Source organism: Oceanobacillus phoenicis, from assembly GCF_047238145.1.
Classification (GTDB): domain Bacteria; phylum Bacillota; class Bacilli; order Bacillales; family Amphibacillaceae; genus Oceanobacillus.
Genome location: NZ_JBDFME010000001.1, coordinates 1,541,143 through 1,565,998, shown reverse-complemented (window position 1 = coordinate 1,565,998; position 24,856 = coordinate 1,541,143). Strand labels below are relative to the sequence as shown.

Genomic DNA, 24,856 nt, shown 5'->3' with positions numbered 1-24,856 from the left:
AAGCGAAACTCATTTAGTGGGGGCTTTCTTCCTCCACTGAATGTTATTCCTGAAGAGGAGTGAGATTTAGCAATAGAAACCTAAAAGAACAAATGAAGAAATCAAACATAATTTGAAATGTTTCTATAAACTCAGTAAATTTTTTTATTCTTCAAGGTAGTTTCTTCTATATGACCCGCTATTCTTAATCAAACACTCCTTGTCTATTCAGACTTAATTGAATCCTCAACCAGTATCTATTAAAATACTCGTATACAAAGTTAAGGAGATTGGTAATATTGATTTACGACATTGCAATTATTGGAGCAGGATCAATGGGTTTATCGGCAGGATATTATCTTTCAAAAGCTGGAAAGACGGTAGCACTTATTGATGCAGATAATCCACCCCATACAGAAGGTTCGCACCACGGAGAAACACGAATTATACGACATGCATATGGCGAAGGAGATGTTTACGTCCCATTAGCATTACGTTCACAGAAATTATGGTATGGATTAGAAGAAGCTTCCAATCGGAACATTTTTCATAAAACTGGAGTATTAAATATTGGACCGGAGAGTTCTCAATTTTTACAGAATGTAATTCAGTCTATTGAAAAATATAATTTACAAGCTGAGATTCTATCTGCACATGAGATAAATAATAGGTGGACAGGTTATCAGTTACCGAATCACTTAAAAGGGGTTTATGAAATTAATTCTGGAGTGTTAATGAGTGAAATTGCCCTTCAGACTTATCGAGACCTAGCTACATCACTCGGCGCTTCATTTTATACAAATGCACGTATTCAACGTTTGGATGTAACAAATCAACACGTAATGATTCAATTATCTAGTAATACGATTAAAGCAAAGCAACTAATCATAACTGCTGGGAAAGGGACGAATCAAATTCTGTCCTTACTTGGATATGAGCTTCCATTATTCCCAATTCGAAAAACGTTCTCGTGGTTCGAAGCAGCTGAATCTATTTATCATTCTAATTACTTTCCAGCTTGGTCTTTTGCTGATGGAAACGAAACATACTACGGCTTCCCTAGTATTGATAAAGCTGGTATAAAAGTTGGCAGACATGACGGTGGCCAACCTGTGAAGGCAAATGAAACCTTGAGAACATTTGGTACATATCCCGAAGACGAACAAGATGTCAGCCGATTTGTTCATCGTTATATGTCTCCTGAATTACAGCACAAACAAGGAAAAGTTTGCACTTATACGAATACACCCGACGGCGATTTCATCATAGATCGACTTCCAAATTATCAACATATACTAGTCGCTTGTGGATTCTCTGGTCACGGATTTAAATTTAGTAGCGGAGTCGGGGAATTATTGAGTCAATTAGCTATTCAAGGAGAAACTACTTTGGACATATCCCACTTTTCTTTAAATAGATTCGCATGAATTAAAATAAACAAGGAACGTGGGCAATGACGGTTCCTTGTTTATTTTATGATAGGCTTAAACCCCTCTTTTGTTCCCCCACAAATATGTATGTAATTGCGGTAAAACCCGAACATCCTTCAGTACTTTATTTTCCATCACTAGATCGATCAAGTTCTCATATTTCTCCAACAGGTCGGATAATAATCTTTTATTTTCACTCGCTTCCACATTATCATTTCCTACCTGCAGAAATAATGCAACAGATGGATATCTTACATGTATTTGTTCTGCGTAGGTCAAATCCTCTTCATCAAAAATAACAACTTTCAAACTAAAATGCCCTTTTTGTTCGTTATGTAATTTCTCAATGATGAAATCGAGCGTAGTAAAATTAGTTTCCATTCCTGAGCTGGGAGGTTTGGGAGACAATGTTAGATCATCTACTTTCGTAAACCAAGTTTGCCATCTACTTCCCTGTGTTTCCAGGGCAACTTCTATTTGATGTTCATGCAATAAATCGACCAAACCATCTATTTGCTTCAATAATGCAGGGTTGCCACCGGAGATCGTCACATGACCAAATTTGTTGCCTCCTATGTCTGTTAAAGAATTAAAAATTTCCGCTGGTTCCATCATTTGAATCGATTCTTTTTCCGATCCATCCCACGTAAATTTAGAATCACACCAAGAACAGGAGTAATCACAACCCGCTGTACGCACAAACATCGTTTTTCTACCTATGACCATACCTTCTCCTTGAATAGTAGGCCCGAATATCTCCAAAACAGGTATTTTCATATTGAATTCTCCCCTCTTGGACGATAAATGCAGTAACTTGTTGGGGTTTCTCGTAAATAAACTTGTATACACTTCGGCTTATTTTGCAATCCATTTAAATAATCCTGAATGATTTCATATATTTTACGAGCAACTACTTCTGTAGTTGGAAAGTCAACAGCTTGCCCATCTGAAAAGGAAGAATCATAATTGATTACTCCATGATCAAAACGTTTATGAATCAAATTCTTAATCTGTTTAAAATTTACTAAAAAACCAGTTTCATCAAGTTCATCTCCAACAACCGTTATATTCGTAAAATACGTGTGTCCATGCATTTGTTGACATTTCCCTGCTTGATCATGTGGAATATAATGTGCTGCAGAAAAATGAAAATCTTTATTTAGTTCATATGCATAAGAATGAGGAGTAACGGGATATATTTGTTGCATCATATCAACGTCCACCTCATTCTTTTTATAACATTAGAAACTTTCGGCTTTTGAAACATATTATTTCCCCTCTCTTTGTTTCATAAATGAATCCACCCCATATAAAAAAGAAGAAGTAATTAATGTTTCCAGGTGATTGACCGTATACTTTTTTTCACACGGCCCACACAACCAAAAAAACAACACAAAGAAGCGTGTTGTTTATCTCCTTAGTTTTTTATAGAGGGATTTAAATCGCGAACCTCTCCTGCAACAAAGCAGTATTCTATTTTATTCACAACGTAAGATTAACATAATTCTGCTTGAAAATATAGATAAGTCATTGAATAATTTCAAATCTAATGTTCAAATTCCTAACATAGTTACAGTCATTTTTAAACAAGATAAGCAAAGAAAAAAATTTAACTCTTCCTTTCATTTATGTACACCACTCAATATTTGTGAATTTTTCAATAAGTTCCGTTATTTGCTGCGCACAATTATAAACGGTATAATCTTTTACAATCATTCAGATAGCTATGGTTACTTTGAAAGGAGAAAAAGCATGGGACATGTTTGCAATAGAGATTTCAACTGTGAAAAAGAATTAACATTAGCAGTAATTGGCGGTAAATGGAAAATGCTAATTCTTTGGTATTTAGGAACAGAAGGAACGAAGCGATTTAACGAATTAAAATCACTCATGCCTAATATTACGCAGCGCATGCTCGTAAATCAGCTTCGAGAATTAGAATCTGACTTTATTGTTCATCGTGAAGTTTATCCAGTCGTACCTCCGAAAGTAGAATATTCACTGACAGACCGTGGAGAGACATTAATGCCGATATTAGAAGCAATGTATGATTGGGGAAAAGATTACAAGGTTTTTTTAGAAGACCATCTAAATCATTCAAAACAAGAAAGCACAACGAATAACTTATAATTGCGACTGAACCTATATGGTGTCTTTTCAACAAGTAATACCACTTCTTACAGTATACTTTTTGTTACTATATGAGTTTAAAGTGCGTACTTTCGTTTATGATAGTTAGAATTTATAATGAACATCATACTTTAAATTAACTAAAGAAAGGGAGATTTCAACATGAAATTACAACTAGCATTAGATCTTGTCAACATCCCAGAAGCAATTGAATTAGTAAAGGAAGTTGAATCATATATTGATGTCGTAGAAATTGGCACACCTGTCGTTATTAATGAGGGACTTAAAGCAGTAAAAGAAATGAAAGCCGCATTTCCGAACTTAACAGTATTAGCTGACCTCAAGATTATGGATGCAGCTGGATATGAAGTAAGTCAGGCTTCTCAAGCAGGAGCTGATATTATTACAATTCTCGGTACAGCCGAAGATCAGTCCATCGAAGGTGCTGTAGAAGAAGCAAAAAAACATAACAAAAAGATACTTGTGGATATGATTGCTGTAAAAGATATTGAAACACGTGCAAAAGAATTAGATGAACTAGGCGTGGATTATATTTGTGTGCACACTGGCTATGATTTGCAGGCGGTTGGTAAGAACTCTTTTGAAGATCTTGCAACTATTAAAAGTGTTGTTAAACAAGCTCAAACAGCAATCGCAGGTGGAATCAAGCAAGAAACACTTCCAGAAGTAATTAAACAACAACCAGACCTTATCATTGTAGGTGGCGGAATCACAAGCAAAGAAGATAAACAATCCGTTGCTCGTGAAATGAAGAAATTAATCCAATTAGGATAGTGATACAGTGATGAAAACAACACAGTATGCATATGAGATCGTACAGGAATTAACCCAGTCACTTGAGCTAATCTCTGATCATCAAGCAGAGAAATTAATAGACAGTATTTCAGCGTCCAATAAAATTTTTGTTGCTGGGGCTGGAAGATCTGGCTTTATGGGAAAATCTTTTGTGATGAGAATGATGCATATGGGAATTGACGCATATGCAGTGGGCGAAACAGTAACTGCTAATTTAGAAGAAGACGACCTGTTGATCATCGGATCAGGATCAGGAGAAACAAAAACCTTAGTTTCTATTGCTGAAAAAGCAAAAATTCTAGGAGGTACTGTCGCAGTAATAACTACTGCACCGGAATCCACAATTGGAAAGTTAGCAGATATTGTTGTTCAATTACCCGGAGCTACAAAAGACCACACAGAAAGCAACTTCAACACAATTCAACCAATGGGATCCCTTTTCGAGCAAACCATGTTGGTATTCTATGATGCTCTGATCTTACGGTTTATGAACAAAAAAGGATTAGATTCTCAGACTATGTACGGCAAGCACGCAAATCTCGAATAATTCACAGAGAGTAGTTATATGGTTAATCACAAAAAAATAAATCATATTTTGGGATTAACTACGTAAATCTGCTTGCTAGTTAGCCCTGGTTTGCTATTAAATGCAAACTAGGGCATTTTGTTTACCTCCCCATCTATATGTTTATTTTCGGTTTTGGATTTAACTTTGTGCTGTTTATTTTGGATTTCTAAAGAATTCGAGCTTTTAGAAACGATCTATTCACTACTTTCTTGGGATTATAAAGATTTTTTCGTTTTTAGAAACCTTCTATTCACTACTTTCTTTGAATTCTGAAGCTTTTTTCGTTTTTAGAGCCCTTCTATTCACTACTTTCTTCAGGTTCTAAAGCTTTTTTCGTTTTTAGAAGCCTTCTATTCACTACTTTCCTCGGATTCTGAAGCTTTTTTCGTTTTTAGAGCCCTTCTATTCACTACTTTCTTCGGGTTATAAAGTTTTTTTTCGTCTTTAGAGACACCCTATTCACTACTTTCTTCGGGTTATAAAGAAATTATGGTTTTTACAACGAAGCTATATTATAAATTTATACCCAATCTTATAAAATTACTTATTTTTACTTATTTATAATTACAAACACTTATTTTTGTTGTATAATTACTTAAAAGGAGGAGATTTCTTTGTATCAAGAAGAAAGATTGTTATCTATACTGGACTATTTAAAAGAGAATAAAAGAATTTCTGTTGAACAAATATGTTCACTTTTCGATATATCAAGAGATACTGCGCGTAGAGATCTGGTAAAGCTTGAAGAAGAAAGCAAAATTGTACGCACTCGTGGTGGAGCCCTCCTCCCTTCCATCCATAGGGAAATTAAAAATTACTCTCATCGACTAAACATTGTTTCAGATGAGAAAAAGGTGATTGGTAAAAAGGCAGCATCCTTAATTTATTCAGGAGACAGAGTAATCTTAGATGCTTCGACTACGGTACAATCATGTGCCGAGCAAATTAACAATACTGAATGTACGATAATCACCAATTCTATCAATCAAGCAGATGTATTATCCTCCAATTCAAATATCAATATTCAGTTATTAGGTGGGATTTTGGAAAAAGAGCATCGATATGTATATGGCTCTTCTGTTATAGATAAACTCTCCGAATACATTGTGGATAAAGCTTTTATTGGAGTTGTAGGTATATCTGAAAGTGGCTTGACAATTGCACATGAGGAGGATGGGGCAGTAAAAAGAAAAATGATACAGCAGGCTAAGCAGGTAATTGCATTAGCTGACAATACTAAATTAGGAAATACTGATTTCTTCCGATTTGCGGATTTACAAGACATTGATTTATTAATCACAGATAAGAATCCACCTCAAGCATTCAGAGATTTACTGCATAAACATCATGTTGAACTTTTAACAGCAGAGAATAGCGATCAAGGAGATGAGTAATATGGTCAAATTAATTGCCTTAGATTTAGATGGTACGTTACTTAATGAACAAAATGAAATTAGTAAGACAAACTTAGAGTCAATTAAATCTGCTCAGGCCAATGGAGTAGAAGTTGTAATTGCTACTGGGAGAGCACATTTTGACGTTCAATCTATTTTTGAAACTACTGGAATAAATACATGGATAATTGGTGCAAATGGTGCCACGATCCATCGACCGAATGGGGAATTGTATCATTCTACATCCATAAACAAGAATGATGCTATCAACGTTCTCCGTTGGCTGGAGCAAGAAAATTATTATTACGAAGTTCTCAGTAACCAATCCATATTTTCTCCTAAAAAAGGCAGAGATCTTTTAGCTGTTGAAATAGATAGGTTAATTAGTGCAAATAAGGAAGTTAGCATAGATGATCTTCAAGCAGCTGTGAACAAACAATTTAGTCAAAATGGGTTTTCGTTTATCGATTCTTATCAAGATCTAATTGATTACAATATCGACTTTTATAATGTTTTAGCCTTTTCATTTCACCAAGAGAAACTCCAAAAAGGTTGGACACATTTTGAGAAGTTTGAGGGATTATCAATTGTAAAATCTGCTGAACACAACTTTGAACTTGAGCACAAGAATGCTTCAAAAGGAAATGCACTTAAAATGCTTGCGAATAAGTTGAATGTAGATTTAACTAAATCAGCTGCAGTAGGTGATAGCTTTAACGATTTATCTATGTTAAAACTTGCAGGTAGAAGTGCTGCAATGGGTAATGCTCCTAAAGAAATACAGGATGCATGTGATGAGATTACCCTTTCAAATAATGAAGATGGAGTTGCACACTTCATCCACTCGCTAATTTAGATTGATTTTTTTACATGTAGCTATAACTCTTATTGGCGTAACGGACTGCCGGCGTGACGATAAGAGTTTAGCATATAAGAGAGAGAAAATAATAGTAATTTTTTCGAGTGTTCGTATTCGGACACTTTTTTTTCGATCAATTCAAAGATGATAGTCTTATTGTGGGTCTATTCATTTAAAAACTCTCTCATAGCCTTATCTATTTCTTCAAAGTACGATTGTACAGGAATCGGTTGAAGGACGACTTCCTTATTTATTTCCACGTTTTCATAATTCAAGTGCCAAATATAATTATTAGCCGGTAACAAAAACTGAACTTCATCAAACTCTGACTGGTCTTTTACGTAATTGGATACCATAAAAGAAATATTATCGAATTCTTGACCGTTCTTCAGAAGATCACCTGCGAATTCACGCAAAGGAATAGCTTGATTTTCATCTTCTTTCATTGCATGTAAAATTTCAGGATCTGTAGTATGTAATTCATCAAACATCTCATCTGTCATTTGTATTGGTTGCCATCCCTCCACATTAATTTCGATATTCGCCATTCCATAATGATTACGAAGAATATCATAAAATCCATCTCCACTGTGACGGAATGAAAATGTATGCTCCCCCGTCTGTATTCTTTGAACAAGTACATTTTGGTTGTTCAAAGAATGAATAAGCAAAACTTGTTTTTCTCGCATTTGAATGCAACGAACTTTTTTCTTTGAATGTACAAGTAGATAAAGTAAATCTTCTAATCCTTTTGCTAGATTGGATTCTCTGTTATCATCCCAATAGCCTTTCTGTTTTAGTTTCGTTTCTGTTTCATCTATGAAACGAGTAAATTCAGTTTCATTTTTTATTAATTCCTTTTCATTTATCACTTGTCTAGCCATTGAATCATAACCACACAGTGCAAGAGCAGAAACAAATTCATGCATGGAAAGTCTAATCTCTTCTGTTTTTTGCATCGTTTGCCCTCCTTTTTAAAGATATATTCATTTGTTACTGATTAAAAATATCAACAACAATAAACATTTGCCAGACCAAAAATAGTACAAAAATAATTGCAACTAGTTTATTTATTATAAGTGGAAGTTTTAGGAGCTGCTTTTGTACAAAATAGTTGATACCCATTAAATATATCGATAAATATTTAAAAACATTATCAAGCAAAGACTTATCCCCTTGATAGAAATTCGCCTCATAAATACGTATAGCAAAAGGATGAAATATAATAGAATACAAAGCTACCATAAAATTCATTGATAACATTCCAAATATTAACGTACTAGGAAAAGGAATATTAGCACCTAAAAAAACTAATGAAAACATTGATATTAAGATTATCGCAATCAATAATGCAGTCCACTCTTTTGATTGTTCCTTGTCAAATTTTATTTTTTTAATTTTTTCGTAAGGTTTAAATCCAGCTATTATAGAAAGTAAAATAACAAAAGGCTGTGCGAAAGCTACAAACATCTCAACGGAAGTACTTCCATTAACTTGCCAACCGCTTTTATTAATAAAAAATATTGCAGTGAAGATAGCCAATAATATGTTTGTCATCAAAAAATATTTAAAACCATGAACTATAGAAAATATTTTCTGTTTTTGCCTATCACTCGATCTGTTTTCTGCTTGAAATATTTTATTCACTTTGATGACTCCTCTTTTATATGTTAATTAAAAATACCAGATATAAAATCACCTGCACCTGATATTAGATTATCGGTCTTTTCACTTACCCAATCTTTTGCATCATCATAAAACTCCTTGGCATCTTCTGCTCGATCTTCAACCCAACGACCGGCACTTTCTCCCCAGTCTTTTACAGTATCTTCAGCTAGCCAAGAACCTACAATACCGACTCCTGCTCCTACTGCGCCACCTATTATAGTACCTACTCCTGGACAAATCATTGTTCCAATTGCAGCACCAGCTGTAGTAACACCCGCAACTCCAGCATCTAAACCTAACCCAGCTACAAAACGCCCCGTTTTTTCTCCACCAGATTTATGCTTATTTTCATCACTAAAGAATTCCCCTGAATTTGTAACTCCTGAAAAAATCATTCCAACTACAGGTACTTTTTTAGCAATTTGAGCAACAGTTCCCTTAGATGGATTAAACGTCTCTTTAACATCCACTTTCATTCCATAATTCTTTAATTCATTTTTATCAAATACTAATACACTTGAAGAATAACTATCTGCTATTTTCCCAAAACCTATCCTGTTCGTAGCACTATTCAAACCTATAATTTCTCTAAGTACACCACTAGGAGATTTACCCGCTTTTCCAATATAACGCTTTAAAGGATTAACTGAATTCTTGTCTCCATGTTGCAATAACTTGTAGACTCTCTCTGCTAATTTTGAATTATATTTTCCGCTTTTGTTTTGTTTCCAAGCGTCGGAGGCTTTTACTATAAAATTCCCTTTACCGTCTTTCTCCATTGTAAGCATACCACTATTTAAAATTTGAAAAGCAAGCGCGCCTTTGGCTAAATTGTATGCTCCATTAAACTTACCTAAATTAGATAACCAAGTTGCTATATCACCTTGTATAGTTGAATCTCCTTGCTCAACGGATAGTTTAGTTGCACTATCAATCATATCTTGTATCACATTTGACTCTAAGAAATAGTCTTCAACTTCCTCAATCTGAGATGGGGTTAGAAACACCCCATTCTTTGTCCATGTTTTAATCTTTGAAATAAAAGAAGATATTTCATCCAATGAAGTTGAGGAACTCTGTAAATTTGAAGTGCTATTCTCATCCAGATCAGCAAATTTAGTTAGTGTATCACTTAGTACAGTTCGTGTACTTGCTATTTGGTAATCAAAGTCCGATGTTCTCACAGTACTATTAGGGACGAGGTCACTGACTTCATTATAATGACTGTTAATATCATTTACAATTTCGTGTGTTAATTCTTCTAACTTCATTAATCCATTGTTTATATCATCTTTTATAAACTCTTCACGCACTAGACCATTCTCATTATCAAACGAAAGTACTAATTTCTTTATCTGCTCCAATACATTAATATACTCTTCCAAAAACAAGTTAAATAGAGTAACAGCAGGAAAGTGCAATGTCATAAAGTGTTCTTTAATTGCATCTCCTCCCTCTCCTTTTAATGCATCATTAAGATCTATTATCTTATTTAAACCATCACGTATGCTTAGAATTTGCTCTTTTTCTTTTGTTTTTTTATCAATAATTTTATCTAAGCCACTTATAACCTCATCAACTTTGATTACTTTCATTGTATATACTCCTTATTCACTTGATAGGATGCATTTATTTAACAGGAATAGGTCCCATTTGTTTCGCAAGATTTTCATCAGTTTCTACATAAGCTTGAACAGCTTCATCCACACTTGATTCGACTTTTATTAGTGCATCCTTATAATTGTTTAATGTAGAATAATAGTTTTCTTCAATCGATTGAATCTTTTTTAGGAAGTCTAAATCAGATGTTGAAAAGGTCGGATTTGGATTGCTAGTTTCTAAATCTTGTGTTTTTCTTTTTAAATTGTTTAATACAGGTGTTACTTTATCAGGGTCAACTCTAACCTCTGGCATGATCAATCCTCCTCCATTTGTCTTAATGTACGAATTCTACTTTGATTCGTTTCAATTAAACTGGATAAATTTGCATTCGTATTCTTTAGCTGCCTAATTGCCTCAGAAATATTATCCAGCAAAACGTTAACATTGTTAGTCATTATATTGTTATATTCCTTTTTAATACTTTCCCTTTTATTCATAAAGTCACCGGCATGTTTCCCATGCCATAAATCCGACGTTATTTCAGGGCGATTAACCTCTCCTTTTTGCATGCTGAGATCATCTTGATCTCCTAAAATTTTCTTATTGGAGTTTTCAAGCCGATTAATTTTTTCATTATTTTCTTGTATTGTAGCATTTAAATTAGAGATTTCACTCGTTAACTGACTTATTTGAAACGAAGCATCCATAGCAATTACCTCTTCACATTAATATAGTTATAATTTCTCACATTCTATTATTAAAATAAGTATAAACAATTAGGAAAAATGATTAAATCAATACAAGATAATTATCAGAAAATGAATCTTTATTCCTATATATGTTCCATTAATATGTATTTAAGGTATTTCATTTTACTCATTTCACAAATATAGATAAGTACAAATAAAATAGTCCACGCTTTTTTAGGTGTGGACTATTTTAACCTCTGTCTATTAATGTTTAATATCTACTACAATTCTATTTGAAAACCCTGGTAAATCATAGTTAACTTGATCAACTTTTAAATTTAGTTCACCTATAAATTCATTGTTTTCTATATAATACTTGATGTTATTCACAACCGGGCTATTATTAATCATAATTGTTCCTCCATCAGCTTCTAACTCTTTACCAATTTCTCCAAAAGGGATCTTCACTATTAATTTTCCAGGAGACTCTTCCACTACATAGTTATCAGTTGTTTTATTCAAGTCAAAAACAATGCGAGAATAGGTAGAGTGAACACCATACCGTATATTATCAATTTCTGTTGTAGAGACTTTCACTTTTCGAGATGCTGTCAAATCCCCATACATACCTATTATTTCCCCTGTACCTTCACTGGTTGCATGGAAAAATCCACTCTCAATATAGCCAATATCACCGGATACTTCCCAATCAATATCTTCAGGTAATATATCTATTCTTTCTTTGTTTTCATCGTATCCTTTTACATTTAGTTGTACGGACTCTCCTACCGATATGTTAATATCTAGAGGTAGGATACCTAATGTTCCAGCTTCTTCATATGGTTCTGTACCATCAGGAAATGGTCTATATAATAAGTAATTATTCCGCACATCCGTTACCCAGGTATTCAGTTCTCCTTGCCAAGATTCAATAATTTCTTCAACTGGTACATCATTTAAAATCATTTCTGGAACATCTTGATTGCCGATTAAATTCGCATAACTGGAGGTTATTTCAAATTCATCTGGATTCTGGTCACGCATGGCATCAACGAGATGAAGCCCTAGTGACACTAAATCAATTTCCGCTGGATTATCTATATGCACTTGCACTCCGCCGAGCAATTCTCCTTCATAAGTTCCAAACATCGGAGTATAATATGCCGATCTAAACTTCACCCCAGGAATTCCTCTATTATTCATTTCTTCTGCAAGTTCTGTCCCATTCACCCAAGGAGCTCCGACTAGTTCAAATGGTTTTGTTGTACCTAAACCGGTAGACAATGTCGTATCATCGAGTAATTCCGTCCCAGCATACAAATATGCCGATTCTATCGTTGGTATATTTGGTGAAGTCATGACCCAAGGAAGTCCAGTATCCTCAAAGTACATTGATCGTTCCCAGCCCTTTACTTCAGCAACTCTTAAATTCACACCCATACTGTATTCATGATTCCACATTGTAGCCAGTTCACCAACTGTCATTCCATGTCTTACAGGTAAGAGAAATCTCCCCATAAAACTAACTGTTTCTTCTGAACGCAAAGGACCTTCTACTCTTTGTCCACCAATTGGATTTGGACGATCTAATACGATAAGTTCTTTATCAAATTTCACTGCTGATTCCATCGCAAACCCAAGTGTATAAATGTATGTGTACACATTCGAGCTAATATCCTGAATATCAAATAAAAGTACATCAACATCTTCTAACATTTCTTCCGTAGGCTTCCAAGTCGGACCATATAAACTATATACAGGTAATCCAGTCTCTTCATCAATATAGGACTCTATAAATTCTCCTGCTTCTTGATCACCTCTTATCCCATGTTCGGGACCAAACAATGCTGTCAAATCAATATCTGGATGGTTGTACAACAAATCAATATCGCTAATTAGATTACGATCTACACCTGTTGGATTGGTGATTAATCCTACTTTTTTGCCTTTTACCCAATCAATATGATTTCCTAGAAATTCTTCAATTCCAGGAGTGACTTTGTCTTTCTTTTGCTCTTTTCCATCAGTAGTATTTTCATCCGCATTTGAAGTTGACATAAGATAAGTCATGATTATGAGAAAAGTAACAGCTACCATAACAATTTTTATGAATTTCATCAGAATCACTCCTTGATTTTAATTCATCTTGGTTTATCGCTATATATTCTTTTCCGTTTTTCAACAACTGACTTTACTGCACATAAATCAACTTTCTTTCTATAACCCTTTACCGCTTATCAATAAATTGAATATCCACTCCTTCCCCAGAAAAAGTTTTCTACATGATTTCCGCTTAATAAAACTTTTAGGCTTACAATCTCAATAAATTTAAAAAAAGCAATATTTATCAAGTGTACTTCTATAGATACGCTTGTAAATATTGCTTCTTAAAACAACCTTTATTATATAATTACTAAATAGTGGAAATAGTTTACGATTATAATTTACAGAAAATTACATAATTTGTCAAGACTAATTTCTCTAATTAGCATTATCTTTTTTTAACTAACTTATTTTATTGAGGTATATTCATTATCCCCAGTATTACTAAAATATTTACAATAATTCCTACCGCTATTGCTCCCACAGGTCCTATTGCCATCCGTACAATTGGTCGTCCAGCAACTTCATTTAAAAGATAGAATCCTGCGATAAAGAAAAATCCAAATCCAGGTGCAATTACATTGGCAGCATTAGCGCCACCAATTAATAATGCAACTTCCAATAATTTTGTCATAGCACTTCGAATATTTTCCCCAGAATTACGTACCCCTGGATACTTATCTAAGAACTTAGCAATATAGCTTAACAACATTACTTCAGCAAGTATTACTACAGCACCTATAGCAACTGCAATCCAAACATTGGGTGAAAACAAACCAACTACGAAAATCAAAGTAAACCCCACAGGACTATAAACACCAGTAGCAATTGCTGTGCTTGCCACTAATGGTATAAACCCAATCGCCCTTGCTGCTGCAGCTATTCCAGCATCAGCTTGTTTTCCTTCAGCAAGTAAGTTTAGAGAAATTGGATCACCTGCCATAAGTAAAAGATTCGTCGCTCCAGCGATTAGAGCACCTATAATCATAAAGTAAACTACATTTTTCTTAATACGTAATACTTTTTCGCTAAATACAGAGGCTAAATCTACAGCAGAGCCTTCTCCTGCCTTTTCACTCATAGCATAAGTAAATAAGAAAATCATCCCTACAATTAATGCCATACCTTCTTGATTTAACGAAATAACATTATCTCCGATAGTAAGTAATCCTTGTTCATTTACGAATACAGCAAGTTGTCTTACTAAAGCAGCAACAGCAAAGGTTAATATACCTTTCTTAATACTAAATTGCATAGCAACTGCAAGTGCAGGAAAGGCCATAAATGTAACAACAACTGGCGTACCAACCTCTCCAAGTGGTTCAATAAAGTTAACTGGTAGGTGTTCAAATAATTTAACAAAACCCTCAAGTCCAGTAAGAATGCCCCATCCATATAATCCACCAACTATAGCAGCTACTGGAGTTCCCCATTTATTTTTTGGAGTGACCAGTCCAATAATATCTGTTCCAAGTAAAATGCTATGAATTAAGATTATACTAGCTGATAATGTAAAAGGTATACCAAAACCTATCACTAAACCAAAACTCATTGCAAATGCTGTTAAACCAAGTTCTCTACGCTTTAGTCCACCATCTATATGTTCTGATACAATTGGTCTTAAACCGTCATTAAAAACAGCTATATTTCTATTCGCTAATATGGCAGCAACTGCGCCAATAAGTATAATAAATAAAGTTTCCATATTTCTCCCCCCTATTTTTTATTCGTTTGCTTTTAACGCTTTAATAATCATCGGAACTGCAGTTTCCACATGATCACCAGTAAAGCCAAAAGCTTTTTTTCCGTTTTGAACCGCTTCTACAACTTTTTTTTCATTAGGTTTCCTACCTGGCATAGAAACGGTTTCGCATTGATTCCTCCCAAGCATTGCGATTGCCATCGCCAAAGCTCCACCGCCTCCCGTATGGCATGCTCCTAAATAAAAGTCGGAATTACCCGATTTCACTTCCATTGCAGCATCTAAATCAGATTTGATAACGGTTTCAATATTTGTATCAATATCTCTAATCAACGCTTCTATTTCCTTTTTCTCCACTTGTCCACCAATTACAATTTTCATTAAAAATTCCTCCTTATAAATTTGTATTAAAAACTGTTACATAATGCATATAAAGGTACTCTCTTTCACCCTCCGGTATTGAATCCCCCCATTTATCCTCAATAAATGTAATTTGTCTTTTAGCTAGTTCATAATGAATAGATTGTTCAATTTCTGCCATCAATTCCGCTGTTGGTTTTTCAACTTGTTCACCTTTTTCAATTCGTGTCAAGGCCATAGGTAAGTGAGTAAACAGCATTTCAGACTGATCAATATCGTTTTTGTTAACTAAATCCATCACTTGTTCGAAAGATTCTAGGGCTACACTATAAGCTGGTGTAGATATAATACCTTTTTCAATTAGAAGTTGTAGTCTTTCTTTGTAATCTTGCATATTCATTACTAATCCCCCGTTTTTAAAGACTAACTAAAAGCTTAAACCAGAAAATTGCTGACCGTGATCTAGATAGTATCTACGCCAAACTTCTGGTAAGTTAATCGTTTTTTCAAGTTGATTTGCCATTGCTAGAGCTTTCCCACAGTTAGCTATACCTTTCTTAGCAATAATAACGAATCCGCTTGCCAAGATATTAGAAGGAACTGTTACCGCTGTTGTTCCAGCCATATTAGCAGCTCTCAACAGATATTTACCGTGATTTCTAGTTAAACTTTTTCCTGTTTCTCCAAAAGCCTGAGGAATAGTCTCACCGTATCCATAAATATCTATTGGACCTTCAAAAGTTATTACTAAATCAGCGTTATTGTCATGGAAACACATGTTAATTAAATCAATTCCAGTCTTTCTATCATCAACCCCATTCATATCGACTTCAACAATTTGATACTTTTCATTGATCATACTTATTTGTTCTATTAACTTCTCATGCATATCTATGCCATCAGGTCTTATTAGAGAATCTTTTTTAGGAATAATAATCTTTAAGGTTTCATTTTTTGAATGTAACTTCTGGTCTAACATACACTCCATAACTTTTTTGAGTATAGATACTCGTTTAGCTATTACACCAATACTTCCCTTAAATTCTAGTTGGTCGGTAGAAACTTTAGTAGATTTTACAAGTAAATTCGTGCCTGCTCCTATAATCGATGGTAATTGACAACTCATCGCTGGACCTAGTACTGATCCACCGCCATCCGTACCCAATGCAAAATCATTTATACCTTTTAAAATATTTATTGGACCGCCGCTAGTTGATCCTGTCATAACTTTATATGTTAATGGATTAATTAAGTCAGTATCAATTGCTCTACCCATATTTGATGATTTATCAATAGTTAACCAAGCAAACCTCATATCTTGTTGTAATCTTTTTATATATGATTCTGGTATTTGATTTGTATCTTTCACCCCAAAACACATCAATTCTCTACTTTTCTCTTTAACTTCTTTCATAATAAATGGATTAATTTCTATAACTGATCGCTGGAATTCTCTTTCAGCTAAGCGTATTCTACTTGACAAAGATTGCACTTAATCCCCCCGTTATGAATATTTATGCTTTTGTACAAAATATTGTATATTGTAATTATAGTTTTTAAAAGTAATTGTTTCAACAACATTTGTCGAAATATTGTTATAAAACAAAAAAACATTATAATGAATAAGATATACTGTTTCCAGTAGAATCATAAAGTCCTAGCAGCTCTGGATTTGAATCTAAATTTTGTACAATAGCTACTAAACTATTTGTTTTAAAAATTTGGGTACGAAAGGCATAAATCACCGAATCTCCAACATTTACTTTGTTTGTATTTAATGCACCATAGTAATCAATATTGGTTGGATCAGCTTCCATAATAGGTACTTTTTTTATTTTCCCATTTTGGCTTGCTACTAACGCTTGTTTCATATGAGACCTAGAATAAAATCCACCTCCAAATACATATGATTTGTGATTATAAAGGTGGGAAACTTCTGTAACATAAACCATAGCTGGCTTTTCAGAGAGCCCACCCTTCTCATGTAATGGAGTAGTACCAGTAATTGCATGTCCTGGCTCAGCTTGGGTCGCCCCGTACTTTTTTAATAATCCTAAGGTGGCTGTAGATGAAGCACTAGGCATATTCATTTCGACATTCTCTATACCTCTACTCAACAATATATTTCTAGCCTTCTCCATCGTTAGAACGTTTGATGTTACTATTGGAGTTCCATCCTTGATTAATACACATGGAAAACTAGTTACTCCTCCAACTTCAATTCCTTTTAACTCACGTATTTTGTCAATATCTTGAATCAAACTTTCTAATGTAAAACCCCCAATTTGTCCATCAAACATATAATCATTTATATTCGCTATACGCAATAATATCTTTTGTTGTTTATTTAACTGCACAGCACCTTTACTAATATTTAATGCATTTTCATAACTAAAAACCGTTATATAATCTGGTTCTATTTCTAGAATTTTATGAATCATTCTCTTAGGAATTTGTACTAAATGTCCAACATGTCCTATGTCTACTCCATATTGATATAATTGTACTGCTTCCCATGGGTCAACAGCTACTGCTTTTGTTATCCCAGATTCCATTATGGCCTTCGAAATAAGTTCATTTCTTCCAAATTGTTTGGTCATAAAGAATAGTTCAATATCCTGTTTTTTGGCTTCTCTACATAGATAAGCTGTATTTTGTCTTACCATGTCTAAATCTATTACATACGTATTTGGGGGGATTGTACCTTGTTGATGTAAATGTATTGCTGTGTTTACTAATTTTCTATTGTTATTCATCGTTGTATCCAAAAACATAGGTAATCTCCTTCCTATTTTCTTTTCATTAAAGAAAGAAATGATGTTCCATTTTCCGTTCCTTCTAAATTAAGGAAATCTGCACAAGTTGCGGCAATATCAGATAATGTTTCTCTTTCTCCTATATTAATTGGTACAGATTCTTTTTGATAGGCCAATAAATACGTTTTTTCTCTCGTATGTTGATTGTGACCAATCGTAGGGTCATTTCCATGATCCGCACTCAAAATTAATAAATCTTCACTTGTCATTTTACTTATAATTTCAGGTAAATATCGATCAACTACTTCAATACGATCTGCATATCGTTCTGGATTTTGAGCATGACCTGCTAGGTCAGTTTCTTGTACTGTAGCAGCAATTACACCTTTTTCCATACTATCGACTTCTATAATTATATTTTCCATTACTTGTTTTGTATCTACACCTGGATACTTAGAAGCTGCTTCACAGTAGATAACATCTTGCATTTTACCAACAAGTGATACTTCAAAACCAGCGTTTTTTGCTAGAGTTGGTAATTGATAGTTAGGAGAAATTCCAAACCCTAGGTGCCTCACTTGATAACCTTGTTTATATACATTAGATTTAGGAGAGTTAACACCTATTAGACCATCTTCTCTTTTTTCAATAGAATTTTGTATATGCTGGAAGCTAACATTCTCTCCCCCCAACGCAATTACTCGATTGACCTTTACATTTTCCCTTACACAATTACCTATATCTAACACATCATCAAATGAAATATAGTCAAGTGGTGCCGTAACATTATAAATTTGACCATAATCCGTTTCTATATTATCTGCAACAATCACACAATCATTAACTAATAAATAAGGTAAATCAATTTCCGGTATCTTTACTCTATACCCTCTGCTTACTAATGCTTCTTTTACTTCCTCCATATTTTCTATAAACGGTGCAAGATATGTTTTTTTCGGTTTTGAACCCATAATTTCATTATGTCCTTCAAAACTATCAGCTCCGTTGTGCATTAAATTCAACGTACCATAGCTAGCAAGAATATCTCTTGACTTCTTTAGTAAAGGATGATTTATGATATGGTTTATCCCCAGTCTTTCAAAAGTAGGAATCTGTATGGATGGTACCTTATCAATAATGTGTAAAAACGTATTTGCTCCAATATCTTGAGGATGATATTCTTTGGCATCCTCCATATAACCTACACCTAAACTATCCAGAATGATGATAATAACTCTTTTTCCCAAGAGAAACCTCTCCTTTCCTTAATCTCTCATAGCTCTTTCTATAGACAAAGAAAGTATTCTTAAAATAGTATCTGGGCCACTTCGTAAAGGATTAATTCGTATCATCGTTTTTTTCAATTCTGGGTTTGCTTTTAAGAATGTTCCTGATACCTTATAAAACATTGGTACAAATTCATATTTGGATTCTGCACCAATTGGATGAGGGGCAGCACCTAACGCTGTTGCATAATGTAATACTCTTTCTGCAATAGGTCTATCTAGTTCTACTATAAGAACTTTTGATTGCGCATTAGCGAGAAATGCTCTTTTAACATTAGATATAATTCCATCGTTCAGTTGATTTACTAATTGTTCATTAACGTTTGCTTGAATAGCTAACATTACAGGTGCATAAATAAGTCCTCTTAATGCTTCGAGAGCTTCATATCCCTGCACTTGACTTCCACCAGAATAATTAAAAGCTTCGATTTCGTCTATTAACTCTGTTTTTCCCAGTACTAGTCCTACCCCTTCAGGTCCGAGTAATTTAAACAAAGAAAATGTTGATAAATCTGCACCTAATTGTGCACCAACTTTATTGACTTTCATTGCAGCATAATTATCATCTGTAATAATTGTTAAAGAAGAATTAATCGATTGAATAACATGAATTAATTGAGCAAAGTCATAACTATCATCTATTTTCTGTCGTGTATGTTGAATTAACACGCCTTTTAAATCTGAATTATTTAGAATAGTAGACTCTACTTGTTGTTGATTATGGAAATCTACTTCTATAAGATTTATACCCATAGCATCTAATGTAGTTTTACTTGTTGGATATACAGGGGCGCTATGTATTAATAATTTATCATTTGGTTTTAAAAAACTCATAAATCCAAATCTTAAAGCTCCAGTACCCGCACCTCTTACTAATTTCGCGCACTCAACTTGGAAATAATCTGCTAAGATATCTTCTATCTTTTTCGTATAGGAAGGTTTATTAAATTCTTTTCGTACACCTAAGTCACCAGTGGAAAGAATATCATTACCATTAAAATGTTTTGTAATCGTATCAACTAATCTAAACTGAGCTTCTTGTGCCTCCTCGAGAGAAATACTGTTTAAAGGACTTATTTGAACCATTCGCTATTCACCCTTTCATAAAGTCCATCGGGTTTTTAATTAGCAATTTTTCAATCGATGCTTCGGTTACACCAGTTTGTTCAAGTAGTGGTACAAACTGATCTAATAAGTAAGAATAGCCAATTCCATTTTGATATTCTAAGTGGGATTTTCTAGTGATATCCATCGATAAAAATACTTGATTAATAAAACCCTTATCTTGAATTTCTTTTAATATATTCGCCCTTGTTTTATCAGACATATAGTTTTCCTTCCCGATTGTATCAAATTCTACGTAAGCGCCTTCATCTAACATATGAAAAATATAATCACTATCTCCAGTAAGATCTACATGCCCAATAATTACACGATTTAAGTTAACATCTTTTTTCTTAAAGAATGCTACTTGTTCATGTCCTAATGTTCCTAGAGTGGTATGAGTAGTAATAGGTGTACCTGTTTCTCTATGCGCAATTATTACGGCCTCAAATACTTTTCTTTCTGTCTCTGTCCACTTATTATGACTCGTACCAATTTCCCCAATAATTCCTGCTTTAATATCTGTTCCTTTTATTCCTTCATATATATCTTTAATCATTCTTTCAGCTAATTGTTCTTTTGTTTCTCTGAACACTTGTATCGGATAAAATGTCTCCTGATAAAATCCTATTGAACAAACAATATTAATACCACTTTCTTCAGCTACTTTTTGAACATAAGGTATATTTCTGCCCATACCAAAATTAGTTACATCAATAATGTTTCGAACACCTTTGTCGTATAATTTTTTGTATTCATTAACAGTCTCTTCAAGTATATCTAAGTTACAATCTTCGCTATTTTTAACTTCTGATAAATCAATGGTCGTATGTTCATGCATATAAGTAATCCCATCTACTAACAACGTAATTCCCACCTCTCCCTTCTAATATCTAGGGATTTTTTCACCTAACTCCACTTGTTGCTGAATCATGAGTATATCTTGAATATCAACATACCCCCATTTATCCATGATCTCTTCTTCTCTATCACGATCAATTATAATAACTGCTTTAGTGGTGTCTTCAGCAAGTTCCTTTGCCATAGATGATTGAAAGTCTATTGATTTAAATGTTTTTCTAAGACGCTTATCATCTATGCTCCAAACAGCAGCATCCAATTGTTGTGAATCTAGCATATCTAATAATTGCATATAATTAACGTGTACATATTCCACTTCTACATCTTTAAATTCGTGGAAAGTTAATTCTTTTTGGTCAGGTGAATCCATATCGACCCCTACTCGCATTCCTTCACGAATTGAAGTTTCACTTTGATCAGCGAGGAAAATTCTATGTTGTGAAACATAACTGTTTACTCCCAGTTCTTTTATAACTTTTAAATTAGGGTATGTAGTCAAAATGTTATCTGCTGTCATCTTAGACACAATAGAAAAATCACATCGTTTTGTTCGAACAGCCTCAATTCGATTCAGTCCCCCGCGCATATAAGATAAATTAATCTTCTTACCTTTTAATTCAAACGCCTCCACAATTCCAGTTGCTAAGCCTTCGTATTTTCTAGAATAGGGTAATGGCATAAATCCAATCATTGGAGCAATTCCTGCGATTTGTTCTAGTAATTCATCATCTTTATCTATTAGATAAGTGCCTAAATGTCCTCTAGCCTCAAGTCGAATTGCTTTCAACTCTTCTAGTAGACTAAGAGCAATTTGTACTGTTCCTCTACCTATAGATAATTTCCCACTATAGTCCGTTACTCGAGGAATCTTACTACCTACTTCTAACTTCAGAAGTTCTTTTGCTATATTTTTTGCTGTCAATCCGTTCTTTGAATATAACTGTTCCCACATAATTTTACCCTCAAATCAATATACTATTTTTCGTATATTACAAGTATAAGCATATATAGATATTTAATCAATGATTTTATAAATTAAAACATCAGTAAGTTACAAGCTATAACTAAAAACTGAGACACGAATATTTTTTCCCTTGTCTCAGTTTTTTACACTACTCCACCAACTTATTCTGAAATGCATAAATAACAGCCTGTGTACGATCATGCACTTCTAACTTCCCTAGAATATTGCTCACATGTACTTTTACTGTTTTTAAAGCAATATACAATTCATTCGCAATTTCTTGATTTGATTTCCCTTTTGTCATCAATAATAAAATTTCTTTTTCTCGTTCAGTTAATTGCTCGTGAAGCGCAGTATCCTGACCAGCACGCATGCGATTCATGATTTTCCCAGTTACTTCTGGCTCCAAAATGGACTGCCCTTCATACGTAGAACGAATGGCTTTCGCAATTTCACTTGCTTTCGATGTTTTTAACATATAGCTTGTCGCTCCTGCTTCTAATGCAGGATAAACTTTTTCGTCATCTAAGAAGCTCGTTACAATGATAATTTTAGCTTCTGGCCAGGCTTCAATTATCTTTTCCGTTGCCTGAATTCCGTCCATTTCTTTCATGACAAGATCCATTAAAATAATGTCTGGGCGTAAATCTAATGCAAGATCTACAGCCTGCGTACCATCATCTGCCTCTGCTATTACATCAATATCTGGTTGTGAAGAAAGATATGCAGATACGCCAATTCGTACCATTTCATGATCATCGACAAATAAAACTTTAATCATTGGTTGCATCTTCCTTTCTTAAGATAGGGACTTTTACTTCCAACCGTGTTCCTTCATTCGGAACACTTATAACCTTGAATGTACCGCCAACTTCGTATGCTCGTTCACGCATATTTTGCATTCCATAAGAGCTTGTTTTGACATCTTCTGTTTGAAATCCAATACCATCATCTGATACACGTAAAATTATATTTTGATCTCGCTCAATTAGTAGAACAGTTAGCGTAGTTGCTTTCGCGTGACGTAACGTATTCGATATCGACTCTTGGAAAATACGAAATAGCTGATCTTCCACACCTTTATCTGTATTAAAATCCTCTACTTTTGCATCAATTTCTAATGGTACTTTTTGCGTTAATTCATGTAGAAGCTCTTCGACTCCCTCTTGTAATGACTTTCCTTTTAATGCTACAGGTCGCAAATGCAATAGTAATGCACGCATTTCGAGCTGTGATTGGTGAATCATGTTTTCTACCATATTTAATTGCTTGTTTAATGTTTCATCTTCAGAAGTTCCCGCTTCATTAATTGCTGACATCATCATCGAAGCAGCAAAAAGTTGTTGACTTACCGAATCGTGTAATTCTCTTGCAAGTCGATTTCTTTCCTGTACAACCACTTCTTGTAAACTCTGTTCCCGTTCATTCGCTCTCTCTGTCGCAATCCGCTGAGCCTGTTCTGTTTGAATTCTTAATTTCTCTTGAAGTTGATTCATGCGATTCGAAATAGTGTACATTTCTTTTGGAATTTCTTCTTTTTCAGGATGTCTATCCCCTTGTATGATTCCGGTTAACATTTTTTCAATTTGTTTCAGGTTCTCTTTCCAGTACCAGCCAATAATCGTACCAATGACTGTACCGAAGATAATCGTTAAAGCGAATAATGTTAATAAGAAAGATACATCTCCTATTCTCGCTTCCAATAATGCACTCCACCCGATAGAATCATTTAAGGAAAAAGTTAAAAACGTCATTACGACAAATGAAAATCCTAAGAAAACACTGCAGGCAATCGACAAAAGGACATATCGAATAATTGTATTCATACGCGTTTCACCTCAATGTCTCCAGAAAATATTGAGGTAATGATTTTCACTCTTGGATACGTTTCACTGTAGGACTCGGTTTCATAATGAATAGATTTATTCATTAACCTTTGATGATACTCTCCAAGTATCGATGCTCTTCCAAAAACAGAACTATGGTGAATACTGACCTCAACTTCATAAGGAACGTATATTTCAATATTACCGATGAGGTGGCGGATAGATATTACAGCTGTATCATTCGGTAATACGGTATTACTTAGATCAATAATACGATCACCGAAAATGCCATGCATGTTGACATCCTTCCACTGATAAGCGGTTTCTTCTGTTCGATAATCATCAAAAAAACGTTCATCAAATAAAGGTTCTACATGGGTCATCGTTTCTCGCTCGTAATCTTTCCCCGGAAATTCCGGTGTTTCCTTACTTGGTTCTTGTGTTGATTTAATATAATTCAAAATGAAAAAGACAATCGCAGCGACAATGAAGAAACGTATTGCCAATAAGTTAAAAAATGAAAAGGTGAAACTAATTAAAGAAATCGCAAATACTATTTTCCACCATAAGCTGTGCAACCTTTTCCAACTAAAATACACGAAGAATCCCGCAATTAATGCAGAGAACAAGGATCCACCGTGAAAAAATATAATTTCAAAAACAAAGAGAATCGCTCCGATGATCAATATCCAGTTAAAATATTTCGTGCTGAGTTGTTTGAACATCTGCCATTCTCCTCTCTTTTTGGTTTGTTTAAAG

At 34.2% G+C, this 24,856-nt stretch carries 26 protein-coding genes and 1 riboswitch; of the genes, 6 read left to right on the top strand and 20 right to left on the bottom strand.

Annotated elements, in window-relative coordinates; translation table 11 throughout:
* The first annotated feature begins 278 nt into the window (after nt 1-278).
* On the top strand, nt 279-1,406 hold the full coding sequence (solA, locus tag ABC346_RS07935; protein WP_413234343.1) for an N-methyl-L-tryptophan oxidase: 1,128 nt from the start codon (nt 279-281) through the stop codon (nt 1,404-1,406).
* Nucleotides 1,407-1,463: 57 nt separating this feature from the next.
* Here solA and queE read toward each other — a convergent pair whose 3' ends face one another.
* Nucleotides 1,464-2,186, bottom strand: a complete 723-nt coding sequence (gene queE, locus ABC346_RS07930) for a 7-carboxy-7-deazaguanine synthase QueE (RefSeq protein WP_413234342.1) — start codon at nt 2,184-2,186, stop codon at nt 1,464-1,466.
* The gene (gene queD / locus ABC346_RS07925) at nt 2,183-2,620 is read right to left on the bottom strand and encodes a 6-carboxytetrahydropterin synthase QueD (protein WP_413234341.1); all 438 of its coding nucleotides are present in this window, start codon (nt 2,618-2,620) and stop codon (nt 2,183-2,185) included. The genes queE and queD overlap by 4 nt, the downstream gene beginning before the upstream one ends.
* 200 nt (nt 2,621-2,820) lie before the next feature.
* Nucleotides 2,821-2,868: riboswitch (PreQ1 riboswitch) on the bottom strand.
* Between the two features lie 293 nt (nt 2,869-3,161).
* Here queD and hxlR point away from each other — a divergent pair.
* The 5 genes from hxlR to ABC346_RS07900 all read left to right on the top strand — a co-directional run bounded on the left by hxlR (nt 3,162) and on the right by ABC346_RS07900 (nt 7,173).
* A complete protein-coding gene (hxlR, locus tag ABC346_RS07920; protein ID WP_413234340.1) occupies nt 3,162-3,539 on the top strand; it encodes a transcriptional activator HxlR in 378 nt (125 codons plus the stop codon).
* 162 nt (nt 3,540-3,701) lie between these two features.
* Nucleotides 3,702-4,334: a 3-hexulose-6-phosphate synthase gene (hxlA, locus tag ABC346_RS07915; protein ID WP_413234339.1), complete on the top strand. Its 633-nt coding sequence runs from the start codon at nt 3,702-3,704 to the stop codon at nt 4,332-4,334.
* A 10-nt stretch (nt 4,335-4,344) separates the two neighbouring features.
* Nucleotides 4,345-4,902, top strand: coding sequence for a 6-phospho-3-hexuloisomerase (gene hxlB / locus ABC346_RS07910; protein WP_413236530.1), 558 nt, complete (start codon nt 4,345-4,347; stop codon nt 4,900-4,902).
* Nucleotides 4,903-5,537: 635 nt separating this feature from the next.
* Nucleotides 5,538-6,317 (top strand): DeoR/GlpR family DNA-binding transcription regulator, encoded by a 780-nt coding sequence (locus ABC346_RS07905; RefSeq protein WP_413234338.1) that lies wholly within the window; start codon nt 5,538-5,540, stop codon nt 6,315-6,317.
* A 1-nt stretch (nt 6,318) separates the two neighbouring features.
* On the top strand, nt 6,319-7,173 hold the full coding sequence (locus ABC346_RS07900) for a Cof-type HAD-IIB family hydrolase (RefSeq protein ID WP_413234337.1): 855 nt from the start codon (nt 6,319-6,321) through the stop codon (nt 7,171-7,173).
* A gap of 167 nt (nt 7,174-7,340) precedes the next feature.
* Here the strand turns inward: ABC346_RS07900 and ABC346_RS07895 are convergent, their stop codons facing one another.
* The 18 genes from ABC346_RS07895 to liaF all read right to left on the bottom strand — a co-directional run bounded on the left by ABC346_RS07895 (nt 7,341) and on the right by liaF (nt 24,822).
* The gene (locus ABC346_RS07895) at nt 7,341-8,135 is read right to left on the bottom strand and encodes a hypothetical protein (protein ID WP_413234336.1); all 795 of its coding nucleotides are present in this window, start codon (nt 8,133-8,135) and stop codon (nt 7,341-7,343) included.
* Nucleotides 8,136-8,169: 34 nt separating this feature from the next.
* Complete coding sequence (locus tag ABC346_RS07890) at nt 8,170-8,823, bottom strand: hypothetical protein (protein ID WP_413234335.1); 654 nt, start codon at nt 8,821-8,823, stop codon at nt 8,170-8,172.
* 23 nt (nt 8,824-8,846) lie between these two features.
* Nucleotides 8,847-10,439, bottom strand: a complete 1,593-nt coding sequence (locus ABC346_RS07885; RefSeq protein ID WP_413234334.1) for a T7SS effector LXG polymorphic toxin — start codon at nt 10,437-10,439, stop codon at nt 8,847-8,849.
* Between the two features lie 34 nt (nt 10,440-10,473).
* Nucleotides 10,474-10,758 (bottom strand): YwqI/YxiC family protein, encoded by a 285-nt coding sequence (locus ABC346_RS07880; protein WP_413234333.1) that lies wholly within the window; start codon nt 10,756-10,758, stop codon nt 10,474-10,476.
* Nucleotides 10,759-10,760: 2 nt separating this feature from the next.
* Nucleotides 10,761-11,153, bottom strand: coding sequence for a YwqH-like family protein (locus ABC346_RS07875; protein WP_413234332.1), 393 nt, complete (start codon nt 11,151-11,153; stop codon nt 10,761-10,763).
* A 246-nt stretch (nt 11,154-11,399) separates the two neighbouring features.
* Nucleotides 11,400-13,253, bottom strand: coding sequence for an exo-beta-N-acetylmuramidase NamZ family protein (locus ABC346_RS07870; protein WP_413234331.1), 1,854 nt, complete (start codon nt 13,251-13,253; stop codon nt 11,400-11,402).
* Nucleotides 13,254-13,650: 397 nt separating this feature from the next.
* A complete protein-coding gene (locus tag ABC346_RS07865; RefSeq protein WP_413234330.1) occupies nt 13,651-14,943 on the bottom strand; it encodes a YhfT family protein in 1,293 nt (430 codons plus the stop codon).
* 18 nt (nt 14,944-14,961) lie between these two features.
* Nucleotides 14,962-15,321 carry a DUF2620 domain-containing protein gene (locus ABC346_RS07860; protein WP_413234329.1) on the bottom strand — a complete coding sequence of 120 codons (360 nt, stop codon included), beginning with the start codon at nt 15,319-15,321 and terminating at the stop codon, nt 14,962-14,964.
* 13 nt (nt 15,322-15,334) lie between these two features.
* Nucleotides 15,335-15,700 (bottom strand): PRD domain-containing protein, encoded by a 366-nt coding sequence (locus ABC346_RS07855; protein WP_413234328.1) that lies wholly within the window; start codon nt 15,698-15,700, stop codon nt 15,335-15,337.
* Between the two features lie 27 nt (nt 15,701-15,727).
* Nucleotides 15,728-16,792, bottom strand: a complete 1,065-nt coding sequence (locus ABC346_RS07850) for an amidase (RefSeq protein ID WP_413234327.1) — start codon at nt 16,790-16,792, stop codon at nt 15,728-15,730.
* A 121-nt stretch (nt 16,793-16,913) separates the two neighbouring features.
* Nucleotides 16,914-18,074, bottom strand: a complete 1,161-nt coding sequence (locus tag ABC346_RS07845) for a YhfX family PLP-dependent enzyme (RefSeq protein WP_413234326.1) — start codon at nt 18,072-18,074, stop codon at nt 16,914-16,916.
* A gap of 14 nt (nt 18,075-18,088) precedes the next feature.
* A complete protein-coding gene (locus ABC346_RS07840; protein ID WP_413234325.1) occupies nt 18,089-19,303 on the bottom strand; it encodes a phosphopentomutase in 1,215 nt (404 codons plus the stop codon).
* 18 nt (nt 19,304-19,321) lie between these two features.
* Nucleotides 19,322-20,428: an aminotransferase class V-fold PLP-dependent enzyme gene (locus ABC346_RS07835; RefSeq protein ID WP_413234324.1), complete on the bottom strand. Its 1,107-nt coding sequence runs from the start codon at nt 20,426-20,428 to the stop codon at nt 19,322-19,324.
* 7 nt (nt 20,429-20,435) lie between these two features.
* On the bottom strand, nt 20,436-21,311 hold the full coding sequence (locus ABC346_RS07830) for a phosphotriesterase family protein (RefSeq protein WP_413234323.1): 876 nt from the start codon (nt 21,309-21,311) through the stop codon (nt 20,436-20,438).
* A gap of 21 nt (nt 21,312-21,332) precedes the next feature.
* Nucleotides 21,333-22,259: a GntR family transcriptional regulator YhfZ gene (gene yhfZ, locus ABC346_RS07825; protein WP_413234322.1), complete on the bottom strand. Its 927-nt coding sequence runs from the start codon at nt 22,257-22,259 to the stop codon at nt 21,333-21,335.
* Nucleotides 22,260-22,419: 160 nt separating this feature from the next.
* The gene (locus ABC346_RS07820) at nt 22,420-23,052 is read right to left on the bottom strand and encodes a response regulator (protein ID WP_413234321.1); all 633 of its coding nucleotides are present in this window, start codon (nt 23,050-23,052) and stop codon (nt 22,420-22,422) included.
* The gene (locus tag ABC346_RS07815) at nt 23,045-24,097 is read right to left on the bottom strand and encodes a sensor histidine kinase (protein WP_413234320.1); all 1,053 of its coding nucleotides are present in this window, start codon (nt 24,095-24,097) and stop codon (nt 23,045-23,047) included. Before ABC346_RS07815 ends, ABC346_RS07820 begins: the two co-directional genes overlap by 8 nt.
* The gene (gene liaF, locus ABC346_RS07810; RefSeq protein ID WP_413234319.1) at nt 24,094-24,822 is read right to left on the bottom strand and encodes a cell wall-active antibiotics response protein LiaF; all 729 of its coding nucleotides are present in this window, start codon (nt 24,820-24,822) and stop codon (nt 24,094-24,096) included. The genes ABC346_RS07815 and liaF overlap by 4 nt, the downstream gene beginning before the upstream one ends.
* Nucleotides 24,823-24,856: the final 34 nt, after the last annotated feature.